The following is a 19,661-nucleotide window of genomic DNA, read 5'->3' on the forward strand; positions in this document are numbered from 1 at the left end:
TTGCGGCTAATTTCAAGCCTGCTCGTCAATCGAAGGCGAAACTGGCGCAGGGGCCTTGCTGACCACGACCATGGCCGGGCGCAGCAGGCGTCCATTGAGCTGATAACCCTTCTGGAACACCTTCAGAACACTGTTCGGCTCGAGGTCGGCGCTTTCCTGCATGGCCATTGCCTGATGCAGAACGGCGTTGAACGGTTCGCCGTGCGGATCGATCGCTTCCAGCTGATAACGTTTCAGGGTGTCCTGGAACATTTTCAGGGTCAGCTCGATCCCTTCGCGCATCGGACGGATGCTTTCGTCATCCGGGCTGGACAACTCCAGGCCGCGCTCCAGGCTGTCGATGATCGGCAGCAGGTCGCTGGCGAATTTTTCCAGCGCGAATTTGTGAGCCTTTTCCACATCCTGCTCGGCGCGACGGCGGACGTTCTGCAGATCGGCGGCTACACGCAAAGCCTGATCCTGCGCAGCTGCCAGTTGCTCTTCGAGCACTTGTACACGAGCCGCCAGGTCATCACCCGAAGCCTGGGAAGCCTGGTCGGCGTCTAGATTTTGCGTATCCACTGTCTGTTCGTCAGCCATAGAATTCTCCTTTCAATATCGTCCGCGAGCTCGACTCGCGCTTCTGTCCAGCTATATGGGGCCGCAAAATCCGGCTTCAAGGGGCTGGATGCGATTAACCCTACAAAAAGCTCTGCATTGTCATTCCCCGGCGCGCTAAGGATTTCGTCGGCTCAAGCGAAACGAGCTAACGAGGGGCATTGTCAGCCAGAAACAAAACACTGTATAAATAACCAGACCTAAAGCCTGGGAGCGGCCTTCATGCTGGTGCACCTGTCCGTACATAACTACGCCATCGTTGAACATCTCGATCTTGAACTGGATCGAGGAATGAGCGTGATCACAGGGGAAACCGGCGCCGGCAAGTCGATCATGCTCGACGCCCTGGGCCTGACCCTCGGCGATCGCGCCGACAGCGGCGTGGTCCGCCCCGGCGCAGACAAGGCCGACATCCTGGCCACCTTCGACCTGGTCGACATCCCGGAAGCCAGCGCCTGGCTCGCCGAGCGCGACCTCGAGAACGATGGCCCGTGCATCTTGCGCCGGGTCATCACCGCCGAAGGGCGTTCGCGTGGCTACATCAACGGCACGCCCTGCCCGCTGGGCGATCTCAAGGCCCTGGGTGAGCTGCTGATCGATATCCACAGCCAGCACGAACACCAGTCGCTGCTCAAGACCGACACCCATCGGCGCCTGCTCGACGAGTACGCCGGTGCCACGGACCTCGCCCGCCAGGTGCATCTGGCGGCCCAGCGCTGGCGCCAGACTCACCAGGAGCTTGAGCGACTGTCCAACTCCGGCGATGAGCAACGCGCCCGCCATCAGTTGCTCAGCTACCAGCTTGAAGAACTGGAAAACCTTGGCCTGGGCGACAACGAACTGGAAGAACTGGAACAGGAACACAAGAACCTGACAAACGCGGAAACCTTGCTGGGTATCTGCCGGCAAGTGGTCGAACAATGCAGCGAGAGTGATTCCGGCAATGTCCTCAACGCCCTGACGGCAAGCCTGAACCGCCTGTCGAGCGTGAACAGCTCGATTGGCGCGCTGGGCGAAGCCAGCAGCCTGCTGACCAGTGCGCAGATCCAGGTTGAAGAGGCCGTGGGTGAGCTGAACCGCTTCCTGGATAACTTCGACGCTGACCCGGCGCGCCTTCAATACCTGGAAGAACGCCTCGATGCGATCTACACCATGGCGCGCAAACACCGCATCCAGCCGACCGAAGTCGCCGAGATGCAGCAGCGCTTGCTGGATGAAATCGAAACCCTGAACGCCAACGATGAGTCCATCGAGCGACTGAGCGATGAGCTGGCGTCCTATGCCCGTCATTATCAGGAGAAGGCTCGGGAGTTAAGCGACCTGCGCCACCAAGCCTCCAGCAGCCTGGCCAGCGCGGTGGAACAGGAGATTCAGCGCCTGGGCATGCCCGGCGGGCGGTTTGCCATCGAGCTGCGACCGAACAACAGCAATGAATTGCTCCCGAACGGACTCGAGCAGGTAGAACTGTTGGTCAGCGCGAACCCCGGGCAGCCTTTGAAAGCGCTGGCGAAGGTGGCATCGGGCGGCGAACTGTCGCGAATCAGCCTGGCCATCCAGGTCATCACCGCGCAAACCTCCCGCGTTCCGACCCTGGTGTTCGACGAAGTGGACGTGGGCATCGGTGGCCCCACCGCGGAAATCGTCGGCCAGTTGCTGCGTCGTCTCGGCGAGCGCGGCCAAGTCCTGACCGTCACGCACTTGCCCCAGGTAGCGGCGCAGGGCCATCAGCATTTATTTGTGCACAAAGTTCGCGGCGCGGATGCCACTCGCACGGCCGTCTCCAAACTGAGCAAGAACGATCGCGTCGAAGAAGTGGCCCGGATGCTGGGCGGCATCGACCTGACCAAGGAATCCCTGGCTCACGCCAAGAAGATGGTCGTCACTGCAAAAATCTAAAGCGAACTGTAGGAGCTGCCGCAGGCTGCGATCTTTTGATCTTGCTTTTATAAGGTCAAAAGATCGCAGCCTGCGGCAGCTCCTACAGGCCTATCCAAACCTGCACAAGCAGCAGAAAGCACGAAGGCGACCCTGGGGTCGCCTTCGTTCGTTTCGCGAACCGTGGGTTCGCGCGACATGCTTACTTTTTCTTGCGCACGTACAACACAAGATTGTGATCAACCATCTCGAAGCCATACTTGTCGACGATGGCTTTCTGCAGGCGCTCGATTTCTTCGTCGAAGAATTCGATCACTTCGCTGGTTTCGACGTTGACCATATGGTCGTGATGCTTGCCGTCGTCCAGTTCGAAGACCGCGTGGCCTCCGTCGAAATTATGCCGCACCACAAGTCCAGCTGCCTCGAACTGGGTCAGTACACGGTAAACCGTGGCCAGACCGACGTCCTCGCCAGCCTCCATCAATGCCTTGTAGACATCCTCGGCACTCATGTGGCGCTGCTCGGCAGAGTCGAGCATTTGCAGAATCTTGACCCGTGGCAGGGTCACTTTGAGGCCGGCTTTGCGTAGTTCGCTATTTTCAACCATGGTCAGCTTTCTCGCGATGCTGCTTCGCAGCTTCTCTTAATGCGGGTATGATCGGCGTTTACGTTGTCCCAGCCAAGATAGTGGAAGTCGCCCACCGATGCAAAACACCAAGCTCTTGCTAACCAGTTTCACCTTTGTGGGACTGCTCGCACTCGCCGGTTGTTCATTCCCCGGGGTTTACAAAATCGACATCCAGCAGGGCAATGTCGTCACGCAGGACATGATAGACCAGTTACGCCCGGGAATGACCCGAAAGCAAGTACGGTTTATCATGGGCAACCCTCTGCTGACTGATACGTTCCATGCCGATCGCTGGGATTACTTGTATAGCCTGCAACCGGGTGGCGGTGAACGCCAACAGGAACGCATTAGCGTTATCTTCAACCCAAATGACCAGCTTGTCAGCCTTTCTGGCGACTTCATGCCCGGCATGAGCCGCGACGAAGCCATTCTGGGCAAGGACAGCGCCCCTGCCGTCACTGCGCCGGCAGAGAACGTCGAACAGCCGAAACCGGAAAAACCGGTCAAGCCAGGTTCGTTGCTTGATCAGATCCAGAAGGAAGTGGACGGTGTCGAAACCGTACCCGTTCCGACTCCAGAACCTCTGGAAACCTCGCCGCAATAATTTGCGACGTAAAAAAAACCCGGCATGTCCGGGTTTTTTAATGCCTGGCATTTACCCGGCTCACTGATTTCGCGCTTTAGCCTCGGCAGCCTTGGCCGCACGTAGTCGACGCACCTCCTTCGGATCCGCCAGCAATGGCCGGTAAATCTCGATGCGATCCCCCGGTTGCACCGGGCGACTGTCGGGATGGACGACCACCTTGCCGAAAATCCCCACCGGGCACTGCGACAGTTCCAGCTCCGGAAAAGCTTGAGCAATACCGGACTTCAGCAAGGCGGCGCGAACGGACGTGCCTGCCGGCACCTTCACCGGCAAGAGCACTTGGCGATCAACGGCGGCATAGACCACCTCGACCTCTATCATCGCCTCAACCATGCATTTGCTTGGCGCGCTGGCAGAACGCGTCCACCAGCGTATTGGCCGCCTGATTGAACAACGGCCCCAGGGTCGCGCGAATGATCGGGCCTGCGTAATCGAACGACAGGTCCAGGCTGATCTTGCAGGCTTTCTCGCCCAACGGCTTGAACACCCACACACCATGCAACTGAGTGAACGGCCCCTCTTCGAGATTCATCTCGATCGATTGGCCGGGCACCAGGGTGTTGCGCGTCACGAAATGCTGGCTGAGCCCGCCCTTGGCCACGCCAACGCTGGCTCGCATATGCTCGGCGGAGCTTTCCAGGACTTCGGCCGTTGAACACCAGGGCAGGAATTCCGGATACCGCGCCACGTCGTTGACCAGGTCATACAGCGCTTGCGCGGGGTACGGCAGCAAGGCCGAACGTGAAATGTGTGTCGTCATGTCAGCGTCACTTCCAGAGCTGGGCGGCAAACACTACGAGAATGCCGATGGGCGCCACATAGCGCATCAAGAACAAGGACAGGGCAAACAACATCGGGTTACGCATCGACAGTTCATCACGCACTGCGTCACGCCCCATTACCCAGCCTGCAAATACCACGAAACACAATCCACCCAGCGGCAGCATGATTCGCGAGGTGAAGAAATCGATCACGCCGAAGAAATCCAGGCCGCCCGCCGCACCCCATTGATAGAGGTGAAACAGCCCGCCTTCGTTCACGAAAAACTTGGCCTCCTTCCAGATATTGAAGGAAAACACGGTGCCCAGACCGACAAACCAGCAGGTAAACGCCAGCCAGAAGGTGACCCAGGCGCGACTGATCTTCGAGCGCTCGACCAAATAAGCCACCATGGGCTCGAGCAAGGATATGGCCGAACTCCAGGCTGCAATCGCGACCAGCACGAAGAACACTACGCCCATCAACTGGCCAAACGCTACGTTACCAAAGGCAAATGGCAGGCTGACAAACATCAGGCCAGGGCCTTCGCTCGGGTTCAGGCCGCCGGCAAACACAATCGGAAACAATGCCAGGCCGGCCACCAGGGACACGAAGGTATCCAGCAGCGCCACACCGACGACGGTCCCGGAAATCGACGAATGCTTGGGCATGTAGGCGCCGTAGATCATGATCGAACCGACCCCGACACTCAGGGAAAAGAACGCGTGCCCCATGGCCGGCAGCAAGCCGTCGAGGACTTTTTCCGGGTGGAAGTCGAACATGAAATGTACGCCCTCCATGAAATGCCCGGTGGTCATGCTGTAGCCCAGCAACACGAGGATCATCACGAACAGCAGCGGCATCATGATCCGCAGGCTGCGCTCAAGCCCCGCCACCACGCCCTTGGCGATGACTATCGCCGATAGCAGCATGAAAATCGTGTGCCAAAGTGTCAGGCGCCATGGATCGGCGATCACGTTGCCAAAGTACGCCCCCACCTGATCGGCCGTCGCGCCCTGGAAGTCGCCACGCCCCATGTCGATGATGTAGTCCAGCGACCAGCCGCCGACCACACTATAGAAAGACAGGATCAGCAACGCCGTGATCATTCCGGCAAACGCGCCCCAGGACCACTTGCCCGAATGCCCCGCTTCCAGCGCCAGCACCTTCAAGGCGTTGGCCGGGCTCTGCCGGGCGCGCCGGCCGATCAGGGTTTCGGCGAGCATGACCGGCACACCGATCAATGCGATACAGGCCAGGAACATCAGCACGAAGGCCCCGCCGCCATAGACCCCGACCATGTAGGGGAATTTCCAGATACTACCCAGGCCCACGGCCGAACCGGTCGCGGCGAGTATGAAGACCCAGCGGCTAGCCCAACTGCCGTGGACAGAAACCTTGTCTGTCGACATCGTTATTACGACCAAGCGTTCAAAAAAGAGGCCGCATTGTCCGGGATTCAATCAACCTGCTCAAGCACGCAGCAATCCCGTAGCCGACTCGCGCGCAACTCCCTATAATGCCGCCCCTATGGCTAAACAGAAGAAACACCCAACAGGGACCATCGCGCAAAATAAAAAGGCGCGACACGATTACTTCATCGAACATCGGTTCGAGGCTGGTCTGGTCCTGGCCGGCTGGGAAGTAAAAAGTCTGCGGGCAAGCAAGTTGCAACTGGTTGACAGTTACGTACTGCTCAAGGATGGCGAAGCCTGGCTGCTCGGCAGCCACATCACGCCCCTGACGACCGCCAGCACCCACGTCATCGCCGATCCGGTGCGCACGCGAAAATTGCTGCTCAACCGGCGCGAGCTGGAAAAGCTTGCCGCCGCCGTGCAGCAAAAAGGCTACGCCTGCGTGTGCCTGTCCTGGTACTGGAGCAAGCACATGGTCAAGTGCGAGATCGCTCTGGGCAAGGGCAAGAAGGAATACGACAAGCGCGATACCGAGCGCGAACGCGACGCCGGGCGCGAATTGCAGCGTGCGGTGCGCAACAAGGGCAAGGAAGATTAGTCTTTGCCCTAAGACCGCTTTCGCGAGCAAGCCCGCTCCCACAATGGATTTGTGAACGACACAAAACAAATGTGGGAGCGGGCTTGCTCGCGAATGCAATCGCAAAAACGACACAAAACCGTCTGACTACATCCCCTTGCGCCGCTCCGCCCGAGCCACGCGCTGTACTTCCTGACGCACCTCCTCCAGCACCTCCTGCACATACAGGATGTGTCGACTGGAGACTTCCCGCGCCTGTTCCGCCCTGCCTTCGATAATCGCCTGATACAACTCCCGGTGCTGGGTAATCAGCATGTCGCGGGTTTCGGAGCGCTGCTTGTACATGCCGCCGATGTTCGTCACTACGTTACGCTTGAGCAGATCGAACAGGCCACGAATGGTGTGCAGCAACACCGCGTTATGACTGGCTTCAGCAATCGCCAGGTGAAAACTTGCATCCGCCGCGCCCTCTTCCGCCCGACTGACTTCATCGTGACGCGAATAGCAGTCCTGCAATTGATTGAACGCCGCGGTCAGTCGCTCGCGGTCAACGTCGGTGGCGCGTAACGCCGCGTAATAGGCGCAAGACGCTTCCAGCGTGTGGCGAAACTCCAGCAGGTCGCGCTGGGCTTCGGGGTTGCTTTCCAGCAGATGCAACAGGGGATCACTGAAGGTAGTGCCCAGGGATTCGACCACGTAATTGCCGCCACCCTGACGACTGACCAACAGGCCCTTGGCGGTCAGCTTCTGAATGGCTTCGCGTAACGATGGACGAGAAACGCCAAATTGCTCGGCCAACGCGCGCTCGGCCGGCAAGCGCTCACCGGCCTTCAGCGTGCCCTCGAGGATCATCCCCTCGAGCTGCTCGACAATATCGTCAGACAAACGGCGCTGCCGGATCTGATCAAACGCCATAACTCATTTTCTCCAACAACCCGACGGTGCGCCGGGGCTCTATTCTGGCCTATCCATACGGCGCAGGCACCTGCCACGCGAGCATTTCCCGAACAGGCCAGATCCTGCGCAAAACCCTGCCTACGACAAAAGTTTTAGGGCGGCAAATTGACACACCGCTACAAGGCTTTTACCCTAGCCAACAGCGATTGTAAATTGGTATTACCAATTAACCAAGAACGCTGATCAGTGCCTGACCAACAACAATTAGGGGCCACCCCATATGCAAACCTGGCAACAGCTCTACAGCCCGCTCGGCAGCCTCGGCCTGTCCGCACTCGCAGCCGTCATTCCCATCGTGTTTTTCTTCCTCGCCCTGGCCGTGTTCCGTCTCAAAGGACACGTGGCGGGTAGCATCACCCTGGCCTTGTCGATCCTGGTGGCGATCCTTGCCTTCAAGATGCCCGTGGACATGGCGTTCGCCGCCGCCGGGTATGGCTTTGCCTATGGCCTGTGGCCGATCGCCTGGATCATCGTGGCGGCGGTATTCCTCTACAAACTGACGGTCAAGAGTGGCCAGTTCGAAGTGATCCGCAGCTCGGTGCTGTCGATCACCGACGACCAACGCCTGCAAGTGCTGCTGATCGGCTTCTGCTTCGGTGCGTTCCTCGAAGGCGCGGCCGGTTTCGGCGCACCGGTGGCGATCACCGCGGCGCTGCTGGTAGGGCTGGGCTTCAACCCGCTGTACGCCGCGGGCCTGTGCCTGATCGCAAACACCGCGCCAGTGGCCTTCGGTGCCCTCGGTATTCCGATCATCGTCGCCGGGCAAGTGACCGGCATCGACGCCTTCAAGATCGGCGCCATGACCGGTCGCCAGCTGCCGCTGCTGTCGCTGTTCGTGCCGTTCTGGCTGGTGTTCATGATGGATGGCCTGCGTGGCGTCCGTGAAACCTGGCCGGCAGCGCTAGTCGCAGGTTTGAGCTTCGCCGTGACCCAATACTTCACCTCCAACTTCATCGGCCCGGAACTGCCTGACATCACGTCGGCCCTGGCCAGCCTGATTTCCCTGACCCTGTTCCTCAAGGTCTGGCAGCCCAAACGCGCTGCCGGCCAGCACATCGTCGGTGCCGTATCGGCTTCCGTGGTCAGCGCCAGCGCCGGTGGCTTCGGCCAGAAACGCACTACCGTAGCTTCGCCTTACAGCCTGGGGGAAATTTTCAAAGCCTGGTCGCCGTTCCTGATCCTGACCGTGCTGGTCACCATCTGGACCCTCAAGCCGTTCAAGGCGATGTTTGCCGCTGGTGGCTCGATGTACAGCTTCGTGTTCAACTTCGCCATTCCGCACCTGGATCAGTTGGTGATCAAGGTCGCGCCGATCGTGGCCGCGCCGACCGCCCTCCCGGCCGTGTTCAAGCTTGACCCGATTTCCGCCACCGGCACCGCGATCTTCTTCTCGGCGCTGATCTCGATGCTGGTCCTGAAGATCAACCTCAGAACTGGTCTGACCACTTTGAAAGAGACCTTCTACGAACTGCGCTGGCCGATCCTGTCCATCGGCATGGTGCTGGCCTTTGCGTTCGTCACCAACTACTCGGGCATGTCCTCGACCATGGCTCTGGTCCTCGCCGGCACGGGCGCCGCCTTCCCGTTCTTCTCGCCGTTCCTCGGCTGGCTGGGCGTGTTCCTGACCGGTTCCGATACCTCGTCCAACGCGCTGTTCAGTTCGTTGCAGGCAACCACCGCCCACCAGATCGGCGTCAACGACACCTTGCTGGTGGCAGCGAACACCAGCGGCGGCGTGACCGGCAAGATGATCTCGCCACAATCGATCGCCGTGGCCTGCGCCGCGACTGGCCTGGTGGGCAAGGAATCGGACCTGTTCCGCTTCACCCTCAAGCACAGCCTGTTCTTTGCAACGATTGTCGGCCTGATCACCCTGGCCCAGGCCTACTGGTTCACCGGCATGCTGGTGCACTGAGTCCTACAGGCGACAAGGAAAAAACCGACGCCGGGCCACAACCCCGGCGTCAGCTATTCACCACCCGGTCTGCAAGGCTGCTGAAAGAATCTCTGTCTATATTCAGCGGCCTCAGCGGACGGATAACCGGGCCCACCCGGAGACACGCCTGATGAGCGAGCTTTTTTACAACGCTGTGCCGAATGCGACCCGCGTCGCCCCGCCACTGCCCGAGCCTCGGCAATACCCCAGCGAAAAACCGCAACGGGTGTACCTGTTCGGCACCTGCGTAGTGGATCTGTTCTACCCGCAAGCCGGAATGGACGCGATCCACTTGCTGGAACGCGAAGGCATCCGTGTCGAGTACCCGCAAGGGCAAAGCTGCTGCGGGCAACCGGCCTACACCTCGGGTTACACCGAGCAGGCCAGGACCGTGGCGCGCTCGCAACTGGCGCTGTTCGCCGGGGATTATCCGGTGGTGGTGCCTTCGGGTTCCTGCGCGGGCATGTTGCGCGAACACTATGCCGACTTGTTCAAGGACGAACCGGACACCTTGAAGCAGGTTCAGGCACTGGCCTCCAGGACCTACGAGCTGGCCGAGTTCCTGTTGTTTGTCTGCAAAGTGCAGTTCAAGGACAGCGGCACACCGGTGAAAGTAGCGCTGCACACCTCGTGTTCGGCCCGCCGGGAAATGAACACCCACCTGCACGGCCGCGAACTGTTGGCGCAACTGGGCAACGTGGAACGAGTCGAGCACAGTCACGAAAGCGAATGCTGTGGCTTCGGTGGGACTTTCAGCGTCCGAATGCCAGACATTTCCGGGGCGATGGTGGCCGACAAGACCCGCTCGCTGAAGGAATCCGGCGCGCACCAGGTACTCAGTGCCGATTGCGGGTGCCTGATGAATATCAACGGCTCGCTGGAGAAACAGAAAGAAGCGTTGCGCGGCCAACACCTGGCCAGTTTCCTCTGGCAGCGTACCGGGGGTGCCCAATGAGCGCCGCCGAGATTATTCCTACGGTTGCCGTAGAAGAAGACTTCCGCAGCCGGGCTCACGAGGCCTTGGGTGATGCGCAGTTGCGAGGCAACTTCCGCAAGGCGATGGATTCACTGATGACCAAACGGGCCGCGGCGTTCAGCGATGCCCATGAAAGAGAACACCTGCGCGCGCTGGGCAATGCTGTCCGCGCCCGAGCTTTATCGAAGTTGCCCGACCTGCTCGAGCAACTTGAACGAAACCTGACCCGCAACGGTGTGACAGTGCACTGGGCGGGAACGGTGGACGAAGCCAATGGCATCGTCCTCTCGATCATCCGCGCTCACGAGGGGCGGCAAGTGATCAAGGGCAAATCGATGGTCAGCGAAGAAATGGAGATGAACCACGTCCTCGCTGAACAGGGCATTGAATGCCTGGAATCGGACATGGGCGAGTACATCGTCCAGCTCGACCACGAGAAGCCTTCACACATAATCATGCCGGCGATCCACAAGAATGCCGGTCAGGTCGCGTCCTTGTTCCACGACAAACTTGGCGTGGAATACACCAAGGACGTTGACCAACTCATTCAGATCGGTCGCAGGGTCCTGCGGCAGAAATTCTTCGAAGCGGACATCGGCGTCTCCGGCGTCAACTTCGCCGTGGCCGAGACCGGCACCCTGCTGCTGGTGGAAAACGAAGGCAACGGTCGCATGACCACCACGGTGCCACCGGTGCACATCGCCGTCACCGGCATCGAAAAAGTCGTGGAGAACCTGCGCGACGTGGTGCCGCTGCTGTCGTTGCTGACCCGCTCGGCCCTGGGCATCCCGATCACCACCTACGTCAACATGATCTCCGGCCCGCGCAAGGCGCATGAGCTCGACGGCCCTCAGGAAGTTCACCTGGTATTGCTCGACAATGGTCGCAGCCAGGCCTTTGCCGACAGCGAACTGCGCCAGACCCTGAACTGCATCCGTTGCGGCGCCTGCATGAATCATTGCCCGGTCTACACTCGAATCGGCGGCCATGCCTACGGCGAGGTCTACCCCGGCCCTATCGGAAAAATCATCACCCCGCACATGGTTGGCCTGGCGAAAGTCCCGGACCACCCCAGTGCCTCTTCGTTGTGCGGTGCCTGCGGTGAGGTGTGCCCGGTAAAGATTCCGATTCCTTCACTGCTGCGTCGCCTGCGGGAGGAAAACGTCAAGGCGCCCGACAGCCCTCATCAAGTGATGCGCGGCCAGGGCAGCAAGTACTCGCGCAAGGAGCGGTTCATCTGGAACGCCTGGGCCAGGCTCAACAGCTCGCCGACGCTGTATCGCCTGTTCGTCCTGGCGGCGACTCGCCTGCGCGCCCTGACGCCGAAAAATGTCGGCCCGTGGACGCAAAACCACAGCGCGCCAAAACCCGCTGCCCGCTCACTGCATGACATGGCCCGCGAGCATCTGGCCAAACAGGGAGACCGTTGATGAGCGCCAAGCAAAACATCCTCGCCAAATTGCGTAAAAGTCTGACAGGCACCACGCCAGTGGCGGACGACTTCGATGTCGATCTGGTGACACAGCCCTACACTTACACCCCGGAACAACGCATCCCACAGCTGCGCAAATTGATGGAAGCGGTACACACGGAAATCCATCTGACGTCCGGCGAAGACTGGCCGGCGTTGTTGGCGAAACTGCTGCAGGAGCGCCAACTGCCCAGCCTGTTGATCGCCCCGACTACGCCGCATGGGCAACGCGTCACTCAACACTGGGCGACAAATCCCGGGCTGCCAACACTCAAGGCCTACAACCGTCCGGTTGAAGAATGGAAAGCCGAACTGTTCAACGACACCCCGGCGAGCCTGACCACCACCCTTGGCGCAATCGCCGCCACGGGCAGCCTGATTATCTGGCCGACGCGGGAAGAACCGCGCCTGATGAGCCTGGCGCCCCCGGTGCATTTCGCCCTGCTCAAGGCCAGTGAAATCCGCGACAATTTCTATCAGGTACAACAGGAATTCGAATGGGCCCAGGGCATGCCGACCAATGCCTTGCTCGTGTCCGGCCCGTCGAAAACCGCTGACATCGAGCAAGTCCTGGCCTACGGCGCCCACGGTCCGAAAGACCTGGTGGTGCTGATCCTGGAGGACCAATGAGTCTACCGGCCGCTTTCCTGCGCGATGCGCAGCAACTGATTCCCCAGGAACGACGTTTCGACGATCCGCTGTCGACGCTGGCCTTCGGCACCGATGCCAGCTTCTATCGCCTGATTCCACAACTGGTGATTCGCGTCGAGTCCGAAGAGGAAGTGGTGGCGCTGCTCAAACTGGCGCAACGCGATCGGGTGCCGGTGACCTTCCGCGCCGCCGGCACCAGCCTGTCCGGACAAGCCATCAGCGATTCGGTGTTGATCGTGCTGGGGGATAACTGGAACGGTCGCGAGATCCGTGGCCAAGGCACACAAATCCGCCTGCAACCGGGGGTGATCGGCGCGCAGGCCAATGCCTGGCTGGCACCGTTCGGGCGCAAGATCGGCCCGGACCCGGCCTCGATCAACGCCTGTAAAATCGGCGGCATCGTTGCCAACAATGCCAGCGGCATGTGCTGCGGCACGGCACAAAACACCTATCACACCCTGGCCGGCATTCGCCTGGTACTGGCCGACGGCAGCCGTCTCGATACCGAAGATGCTGCGAGTGTCGCGGCGTTTCGCGCCAGTCATGGCGACCTGCTGGAGCGTCTCGCGACCTTGGGCCGCGAGACCCGCGCCAATGCCGATCTGGCTGCGAAAATTCGCCACAAATACCGTCTGAAAAATACCACCGGCCTGTCACTCAACGCCCTGGTGGATTACGACGAGCCTGTGGATATCTTGAGCCACTTGCTGGTGGGCTCCGAAGGCACCCTCGGCTTTATCAGCGCAGTGACCTACGACACGGTGATCGATCATCCGAACAAGGCCTCGGCGCTGATCGTATTCCCCGATGTGGAAACCTGCTGCAACGCCGTCACCGTGCTTAAAAGCCAACCGGTGTCAGCGGTAGAGCTGCTGGACCGGCGCAGCCTGCGTTCGGTGCAGAACAAGCCGGGCATGCCCGCTTTCGTACAACAGCTGTCGAACAATGCCTGCGCCCTGCTGATCGAATCCCGCGCCGCATCGTCCTCGTTGCTGCAGGAACAACTGGCGCAGATCATGGCGTCGCTGTCCTCGTTCCCGGTAGAGAAACAAGTCGACTTCACCGAAGACCCGCTGGAAAACGCCCGGCTCTGGGCGATCCGCAAGGACACCTTCCCCGCCGTCGGCGCGGTGCGCAAAACCGGAACCACGGTGATTATCGAGGACGTGACCTTCCCGGTGGAACAACTGGCCATCGGCGTGAACCGACTGATCGAGTTGTTCGACAAACATCACTACGACGAAGCGATCCTTTTCGGACATGCACTGGAAGGCAATCTGCACTTCGTCTTCACCCAAGGCTTCAACAACCCGGAAGAAGTCGCACGCTATCAGGCGTTCATGGACGACGTGGCGCAACTGGTGGCGGTCGAGTTCGGCGGTTCACTGAAGGCCGAGCACGGCACCGGGCGCAACATGGCACCCTTCGTCGAACTGGAATGGGGCAGCGACGCCTATCAGTTGATGTGGCAGCTCAAGCGCCTGCTCGATCCCAACGGCATACTCAATCCGGACGTGGTTCTCAGCGAAGACCCGCAGATCCACCTCAAGCACTTGAAACCCTTACCCGCCGCCGACGAGATTGTGGATAAGTGCATCGAATGCGGTTTCTGCGAACCGGTCTGCCCATCCAAGGGCCTGACCTTGAGCCCGCGCCAGCGCATCGTCATCTGGCGGGACATCCAGGCGAAGAAACGCGCCGGGGTCGATACCCGCGAACTTGAAGCGGCCTTCGAATACCAGGGCATCGATACCTGCGCTGCCACCGGTCTTTGTGCCCAGCGTTGCCCTGTGGGAATCAACACCGGCGAGCTGGTGAAAAAGCTTCGTGGCCTACACGCATCTCATACGAAAACCGCCAACTGGCTTGAAGGCAATTTCGCCACGGCGCTGCAAGGTGCGCGTTTCACCCTGCACGTGGCCAATGGCGCACGGATGTTGCTGGGGGCGCCCCGCCTGGCAAAGTTGTCGGCGACCTTGACGCGCTTGTCCAAAGGTCAGGTCCCGCAATGGACCAACGCCATGCCGCAGCCGGAAAAAGCCATTCGCTTCAGCCCGACGGTGACCGACGAACGCCCGCGCGTGGTGTACCTGGCCGCGTGCGTCTCACGCGCGATGGGGCCGGCGGCGGGCGACAAGGAACAGATGTCGCTGTACGACAAGACCCGCGGCCTGCTGGAAAAAGCCGGTTATCAAGTGGTCTTCCCGGACAACCTGGACAACCTCTGCTGCGGCCAGCCGTTCGCCTCCAAGGGTTATGCCGAACAGGCCGAACACAAACGCCAGGAACTGATCGGCGCCCTGCTCCACGCCAGCCGTGGCGGACTCGACCCGATCTACTGCGACACCAGCCCCTGCACGCTGCGCCTGACCCAGGACCTGGGCGATGTGCGCCTGGACCTCTACGACCCGGTGCGCTTCATTCGTACGCACCTGATGGATCGACTGCAGTTCACACCGCAGGAAGCGCCCATCGCGGTGCATGTCACCTGCAGCACCCAGCACCTTGGCGAAAGCCAGGCGCTGATCGATCTGGCGCGCAAATGCAGCAACCACGTGGTCATCCCCGAAGGCATTCACTGCTGCGGATTCGCCGGCGACAAGGGCTTCACCACCCCCGAGCTGAACGCCCATTCGCTGCGCACGTTGAAGGATGCCGTGCAGTATTGCAGCGAAGGCATCTCCACCAGCCGCACCTGCGAAATCGGCTTGAGCCAGCATGGCGGAATCGATTACCACAGCCTGGTGTACCTGGTAGACCGCGTAACCCAAGCGCGCCCCACCCTGTAGAAGCAAGCTTGCTCGCGATGGACGTCAACGATAACGCGTGCTGTCTGGATAAACTCGTTACCCCAAGATCCATCGCGAGCTCGCTCCTACAAATTCTTACCCCACAAAATCGCAAAAAAAAACCGAATTCCTGCGCGCGGCTATAGTCATTTAGCTAGGCCCTCTAATCGGGCTTATAACCACCTCGGCTGGCAGCCCGATTCACCGGCAGCACCGAGCCCTCATGCGCAAGGAGATACCCATGAAGCACTCTGCAATGGCTGGATTGTTCATTTCTGCTGCACTGTTGGCATCGCCGGTGTTCGCAGCGGACGAAAATCTTTGTGACGGGAACATTGCCAAACTGAAAAACGCCATCACCACCGCGCCTGCCGTATCCGAGAGCTCCATGGATAACGCAAAAACTGCGCTGGAGGATGCGGAAAAGGCCAAGGCAGCCGGTAACGAGAAGGACTGCATCGAGATCTCCAGTCAGATGCTTGAGAAAATTCAGCAGCGCAGCCCTACGAAAAAGTGATCACAGACAAGGCCAACCTTCGGGTTGGCCTTCCGTGCCACATTGGCGTAGACTACACAGGCTTGTTGCTCATCGGATTCACGAGCAATGAGTTCGGGGCCGTTTAGGATTCGACGCCGGTTGCGAAACTTTAGGTGCATGCCGAGTTGGTAACAGAACTCGTAAATCCACTGTTGCAACTACTTATAGTTGCCAATGACGATAACTACGGCCAGGAATTCGCTCTCGCTGCGTAAGCAGCCTTAGCCCTGAGCTTCTGGTACCTTCGGGTCCAGCAATCACCAGGGGATGTCTGTAAACCCAAAGTGATTGTCATATAGAACAGAATCGCCGTGCAGTACGTTGTGGACGAAGCGGCTAAAACTTACACAACTCGCCCAAAGCACCCTGCCCGTCGGGTCGCTGAGGGTTAACTTAATAGACACGGCTACGCATGTAGTACCGACAGCGGAGTACTGGCGGACGGGGGTTCAAATCCCCCCGGCTCCACCACTTCATCATCTAAAGACGTCCACGGACGTCTTTTTTTGTGCCTGAAATCCAGTTAATACAGGAGTTTCAGCGCTTCCTGGGGCTTTGGAGGATTTCTGAGTTCCAGGCGCTTTGGTATCCCAGGTGGTATCCCGGAGCACCAAATGCTATTTTCAGGATACCAAAACGGTGCTGGAGGTAGCCCCATGCCTACTAACGCAACCGCCACTCCGATCGCCAGCTCAAGGCGGTCAAGGCAACTGGTAAAGACTTCGTCCTCAGCGACGGCGATGGCTTACAGCTTCGAGTACGCGCGATCGGCTCAATGATGTGGAATTCAATTACCGCGAGCCGTTGACCAGAAGCCGTATCAACATGGCGCTTGGCCATACCCCGACCTCTCTCTAGCCAACGCCCGGAAGAAAGCCGCAGAGGCGCGAGAGTTGCTCGCTTTGGGCACTGATCCCAAAACCCAGCGTGATGAGGTAAGGCAAGCCAAACTTGCTGAGACTGAACACACTTTCGAGAAGGTGGCCACTGCCTGGTTCGAACTGAAGAAAGACTCCGTAACCAAAGCCTACGCCGAAGACATTTGGAGATCGCTGACGCTGCATGTTTTCCCAAGCATGAAAGCAACGCCGTTCTCTCAAATCACTGCTCCGATGGTTATCAAGATCCTTCGCCCAATCGAGGCCAAAGGGAGCCTCGAAACCGTGAAACGATTGAGTCAACGACTCAACGAGATCATGACCTACGGGGTCAACTCCGGGCTGATATTTGCGAACCCCCTCAATGGAATTCGGGCGGTGTTCAAGAAACCCAAGAAAGAGAACATGGCTGCGCTGCCACCTGAGGAGCTTCCCGAGCTCATGATGGAAATCGCGAATGCCAGCATCAAGCGCACGACCCGCTGCCTGATCGAATGGCAGTTGCACACGATGACCCGCCCCGCCGAAGCAGCCACCACACGATGGGCAGATATCGACTTCGACAAGCGCATTTGGACCATTCCGCCAGAGCGCATGAAAAAGCGGCGCCCGCACACAATCCCCCTCACCGATCAGGCACTTTCGTTACTGGAAACGCTCAAGCAACTCAGTGGTAACAGAGAGTACGTGTTCCCCTCAGATAGAAACCCCCGCACCCATGCCAATAGCCAGACCGCCAACATGGCGTTGAAGCGCATGGGCTTTCAGGACCGTCTAGTCAGCCACGGCTTGCGCTCGATGGCGAGCACCATCCTGAATGAGCATGGCTGGGATCCGGAACTGATCGAGGTCGCGCTGGCGCATGTCGACAAGGACGAAGTTCGTAGCGCCTACAACAGGACTGACTACATCGAACGCCGGCGTCCGATGATGGCTTGGTGGAGTGAACATATCCAGAAGGCAGCCACTGGAAGCCTGTCGGCATCTGCCATCAATCAAACCAGGGACCGTAACGTGGTGCCGATACGCTGAGCATCACCGGCGACAATCCATGCCATCCCTGTCGTGGAGCATGGCAACAGAAATGACGACTGTCGCTAATTCTGCTACATGCCTGCGCCTCTTCCGCCAAGCCCCTGAGTATGGGAAGGCTCCGCATTCCCATACTCAGGGGCTCACGCTTAAAAGTTCTATCAGACAACGACGAGTTGCGCAGACAATAACCACATCGAAAATCAGATACGACCATAGACGCTAGGGCGCAAGAATTGGTTTTTCGTTGGGTCATTACGCAGCGGAAAACGGGCTGCAGCACCAATGAGTTTGATCCAGTCGGCCAAGTTCAACGGGCATGTTGCGTATGCATATTTTAAGGACCCCCTCACTCGCCTGCCGACGCAGCGGAGTGAAATCGGGGAGTTGTGCCGCATCGTTGGCAACCGGCTTAGCTACGCAAGACGGGATGCCCGGACGCTTACGGCGTGTTTCAGCCACAGCACCGTTGAGAGGGCGTTAAAGCTAGGCGTGACGGGTACGGCTATCTGGAATAACCAGCGATTGGTAGTGAGTTTTGACAAGGGGTCTCGTTCCATTAGAATTGCGCACCTCGCAAAGCCAGAACGACCAAATGGCATTTGATCCCCAAGGAAGGAATCTTCTCTAATGACCGGTGAAGTGGAACAGCAAACCACCGCGCAAAACCCACTACCCCAACCGCCAACGGAGATATCGAGACCTACCAGCTACCGGCAAGCACTGTCTGGACTGCTTGCCGACATCAAATGGTGGCTTCCCTTGGCCGCGACATTAATTTCAATTTCGCTTCTAACCAAGTATTTGTGGCTTATCCATCACCCAGAATTGATTCTGAGCTCTTTGGGAAACCCATCGAACCTCGTAGCGTGGTTGTTTTTTACTTTACTCGTTCTAGCTTCGCTGCTGGTTATCGTATCAGTGCCGTCGTTAGCCTTCATGATGTGTATTACGCAATGTTCGCCTGGAAGGGAGTTGGAAAAAACGCTCGCCTTTCGATTTAGCCTTATTGTCGGTGGAGGATACGGACTACTCTCGCTTAATCTACTGGGATCAACCTTTGGTATAACCGTCGCTCCTGACTACTTTTTCGTATTTGTCGCATTTGCTGCCGCTTGGGCAGCGTGGCATGTCCTCTGCAGCGAAGCGTCACTCAAGGAAAAAGTACTGGAGCTCTCGCCGGGGCCTCGTAAACCTTGGCGTAGAAAAGGCTATCGCACCGTTCGGCTTGGCTGGCTAGGTCTATTGCTCGCTTTTACTTCAATGAGCGGAGTGTTTCCGGCTCAACTGGGTATCATGGCTTGGCGCGGCGGAGAGAACGGCTGGGAAGCGCTTGGGGCGATCGGCGTCTGCTTGTTGATCATGTGTCTTTACCTAGCGCCTGTTATGTCTTTCTATTTATCGGAAGGCAACGTGCTGCAACGCACCGGTCGAGCCGCTCTTGCTCTGCTGGTATGCGTTTTTGCCAATGCCGTTTTACTTCCTGCAATTTTGGATTTGTGGGTCTATTCCGCAGGCAATCTGATCAAGATCAGGGACAATACCGAGTTGAGCTATGTCTTGGACGAAAAGGATTACCCAAAGGAGGTTTTTAATAAAAATCTCTGGCAGCTGGACGCCTACGGAGGGCCCAATGGTTTGTACAGCGTGAGGGCGTTCCGTCAGTTTCGCTTTGGGGACATATTGTTGATCTGCCCTGGCCGGCACAGAAATGTCAGTTTGAAGAAGATCGGTAGCTACGCGCATCTATGTATTACATTGTCTGACGCCAAGGTGAAAGTGGCGGCACCTGTTGTAAGCAAGGACATCGCAGTGCTTCCCAAGCCGGACTGTATTTTGGCGGCTCAAACGCCTACGCCCACACCGCTGTTGATTAAAAACACGGGTACATGCCTGTACCGAAGTCTTTATAAGTGAACGTACTCCGCCATGCGAA

General features: G+C 58.7%; 16 protein-coding genes, 1 other RNA gene and 2 pseudogenes. 13 read left to right on the top strand and 6 right to left on the bottom strand.

The annotated features are described in order from the left end of the window. Positions 1-12: 12 nt before the first annotated feature. Positions 13-579, bottom strand: a complete 567-nt coding sequence (gene grpE / locus NPS56_RS07315) for a nucleotide exchange factor GrpE (RefSeq protein WP_274074077.1) — start codon at positions 577-579, stop codon at positions 13-15. A gap of 240 nt (positions 580-819) precedes the next feature. Here grpE and recN point away from each other — a divergent pair, with 240 nt between their 5' ends. Next, positions 820-2,493, top strand: a complete 1,674-nt coding sequence (recN, locus tag NPS56_RS07320; protein WP_274074078.1) for a DNA repair protein RecN — start codon at positions 820-822, stop codon at positions 2,491-2,493. Between the two features lie 181 nt (positions 2,494-2,674). Here the strand turns inward: recN and fur are convergent, their stop codons facing one another. Then, the gene (fur, locus tag NPS56_RS07325) at positions 2,675-3,079 is read right to left on the bottom strand and encodes a ferric iron uptake transcriptional regulator (protein ID WP_003197684.1); all 405 of its coding nucleotides are present in this window, start codon (positions 3,077-3,079) and stop codon (positions 2,675-2,677) included. Positions 3,080-3,176: 97 nt separating this feature from the next. Between fur and NPS56_RS07330 the strand changes: the two genes are divergently transcribed. Continuing rightward, complete coding sequence (locus NPS56_RS07330) at positions 3,177-3,704, top strand: outer membrane protein assembly factor BamE (RefSeq protein WP_274074079.1); 528 nt, start codon at positions 3,177-3,179, stop codon at positions 3,702-3,704. A gap of 60 nt (positions 3,705-3,764) precedes the next feature. On the opposite strand, the gene NPS56_RS07335 is transcribed toward NPS56_RS07330, so the two are convergent. From NPS56_RS07335 to NPS56_RS07345, 3 genes are read right to left on the bottom strand one after another with little or no spacing between them, the layout of a single operon-like run. Further along, positions 3,765-4,079 (bottom strand): RnfH family protein, encoded by a 315-nt coding sequence (locus tag NPS56_RS07335; protein ID WP_274074080.1) that lies wholly within the window; start codon positions 4,077-4,079, stop codon positions 3,765-3,767. Beyond that, positions 4,072-4,506, bottom strand: a complete 435-nt coding sequence (locus NPS56_RS07340) for a type II toxin-antitoxin system RatA family toxin (RefSeq protein ID WP_274074081.1) — start codon at positions 4,504-4,506, stop codon at positions 4,072-4,074. The genes NPS56_RS07335 and NPS56_RS07340 overlap by 8 nt, the downstream gene beginning before the upstream one ends. A 7-nt stretch (positions 4,507-4,513) precedes the next feature. Continuing rightward, on the bottom strand, positions 4,514-5,917 hold the full coding sequence (locus NPS56_RS07345; protein WP_274074082.1) for a sodium-dependent transporter: 1,404 nt from the start codon (positions 5,915-5,917) through the stop codon (positions 4,514-4,516). 118 nt (positions 5,918-6,035) lie between these two features. Here NPS56_RS07345 and smpB point away from each other — a divergent pair, with 118 nt between their 5' ends. Continuing rightward, complete coding sequence (smpB, locus tag NPS56_RS07350) at positions 6,036-6,518, top strand: SsrA-binding protein SmpB (RefSeq protein WP_008057382.1); 483 nt, start codon at positions 6,036-6,038, stop codon at positions 6,516-6,518. 126 nt (positions 6,519-6,644) lie between these two features. Here smpB and NPS56_RS07355 read toward each other — a convergent pair whose 3' ends face one another. After that, on the bottom strand, positions 6,645-7,412 hold the full coding sequence (locus NPS56_RS07355; protein ID WP_274074083.1) for an FCD domain-containing protein: 768 nt from the start codon (positions 7,410-7,412) through the stop codon (positions 6,645-6,647). Positions 7,413-7,674: 262 nt separating this feature from the next. Here NPS56_RS07355 and NPS56_RS07360 point away from each other — a divergent pair, with 262 nt between their 5' ends. The 10 genes and pseudogenes from NPS56_RS07360 (at position 7,675) to NPS56_RS07405 (ending at position 19,642) form a co-directional block, all read left to right on the top strand. Continuing rightward, complete coding sequence (locus NPS56_RS07360) at positions 7,675-9,369, top strand: lactate permease LctP family transporter (protein ID WP_274074084.1); 1,695 nt, start codon at positions 7,675-7,677, stop codon at positions 9,367-9,369. Between the two features lie 151 nt (positions 9,370-9,520). Beyond that, entirely contained in the window at positions 9,521-10,345 is an 825-nt protein-coding gene (locus NPS56_RS07365; RefSeq protein WP_274074085.1) for a (Fe-S)-binding protein, read from the top strand. After that, positions 10,342-11,796 carry a LutB/LldF family L-lactate oxidation iron-sulfur protein gene (locus tag NPS56_RS07370; RefSeq protein ID WP_274074086.1) on the top strand — a complete coding sequence of 485 codons (1,455 nt, stop codon included), beginning with the start codon at positions 10,342-10,344 and terminating at the stop codon, positions 11,794-11,796. Before NPS56_RS07365 ends, NPS56_RS07370 begins: the two co-directional genes overlap by 4 nt. Then, positions 11,796-12,467, top strand: a complete 672-nt coding sequence (locus NPS56_RS07375; RefSeq protein WP_274074087.1) for a LutC/YkgG family protein — start codon at positions 11,796-11,798, stop codon at positions 12,465-12,467. Before NPS56_RS07370 ends, NPS56_RS07375 begins: the two co-directional genes overlap by 1 nt. After that, positions 12,464-15,277, top strand: a complete 2,814-nt coding sequence (locus tag NPS56_RS07380; protein ID WP_274074088.1) for an FAD-binding and (Fe-S)-binding domain-containing protein — start codon at positions 12,464-12,466, stop codon at positions 15,275-15,277. Before NPS56_RS07375 ends, NPS56_RS07380 begins: the two co-directional genes overlap by 4 nt. Positions 15,278-15,518: 241 nt before the next feature. Then, entirely contained in the window at positions 15,519-15,794 is a 276-nt protein-coding gene (locus NPS56_RS07385) for a hypothetical protein (protein ID WP_274074089.1), read from the top strand. 95 nt (positions 15,795-15,889) lie between these two features. Then, positions 15,890-16,286, top strand: a transfer-messenger RNA (tmRNA) gene (gene ssrA, locus NPS56_RS07390). A 304-nt stretch (positions 16,287-16,590) separates the two neighbouring features. Further along, positions 16,591-17,725, top strand: a pseudogene (locus NPS56_RS07395) (integrase domain-containing protein). 183 nt (positions 17,726-17,908) lie between these two features. Then, positions 17,909-18,141 (top strand): annotated as a pseudogene (locus NPS56_RS07400) (transposase domain-containing protein); the annotation flags it as partial. Between the two features lie 214 nt (positions 18,142-18,355). After that, the gene (locus NPS56_RS07405) at positions 18,356-19,642 is read left to right on the top strand and encodes a hypothetical protein (protein ID WP_274074090.1); all 1,287 of its coding nucleotides are present in this window, start codon (positions 18,356-18,358) and stop codon (positions 19,640-19,642) included. Positions 19,643-19,661: the final 19 nt, after the last annotated feature.

The organism is Pseudomonas putida (assembly GCF_028682635.1).
Classification (GTDB): Bacteria; Pseudomonadota; Gammaproteobacteria; order Pseudomonadales; family Pseudomonadaceae; genus Aquipseudomonas; species Aquipseudomonas putida_AE.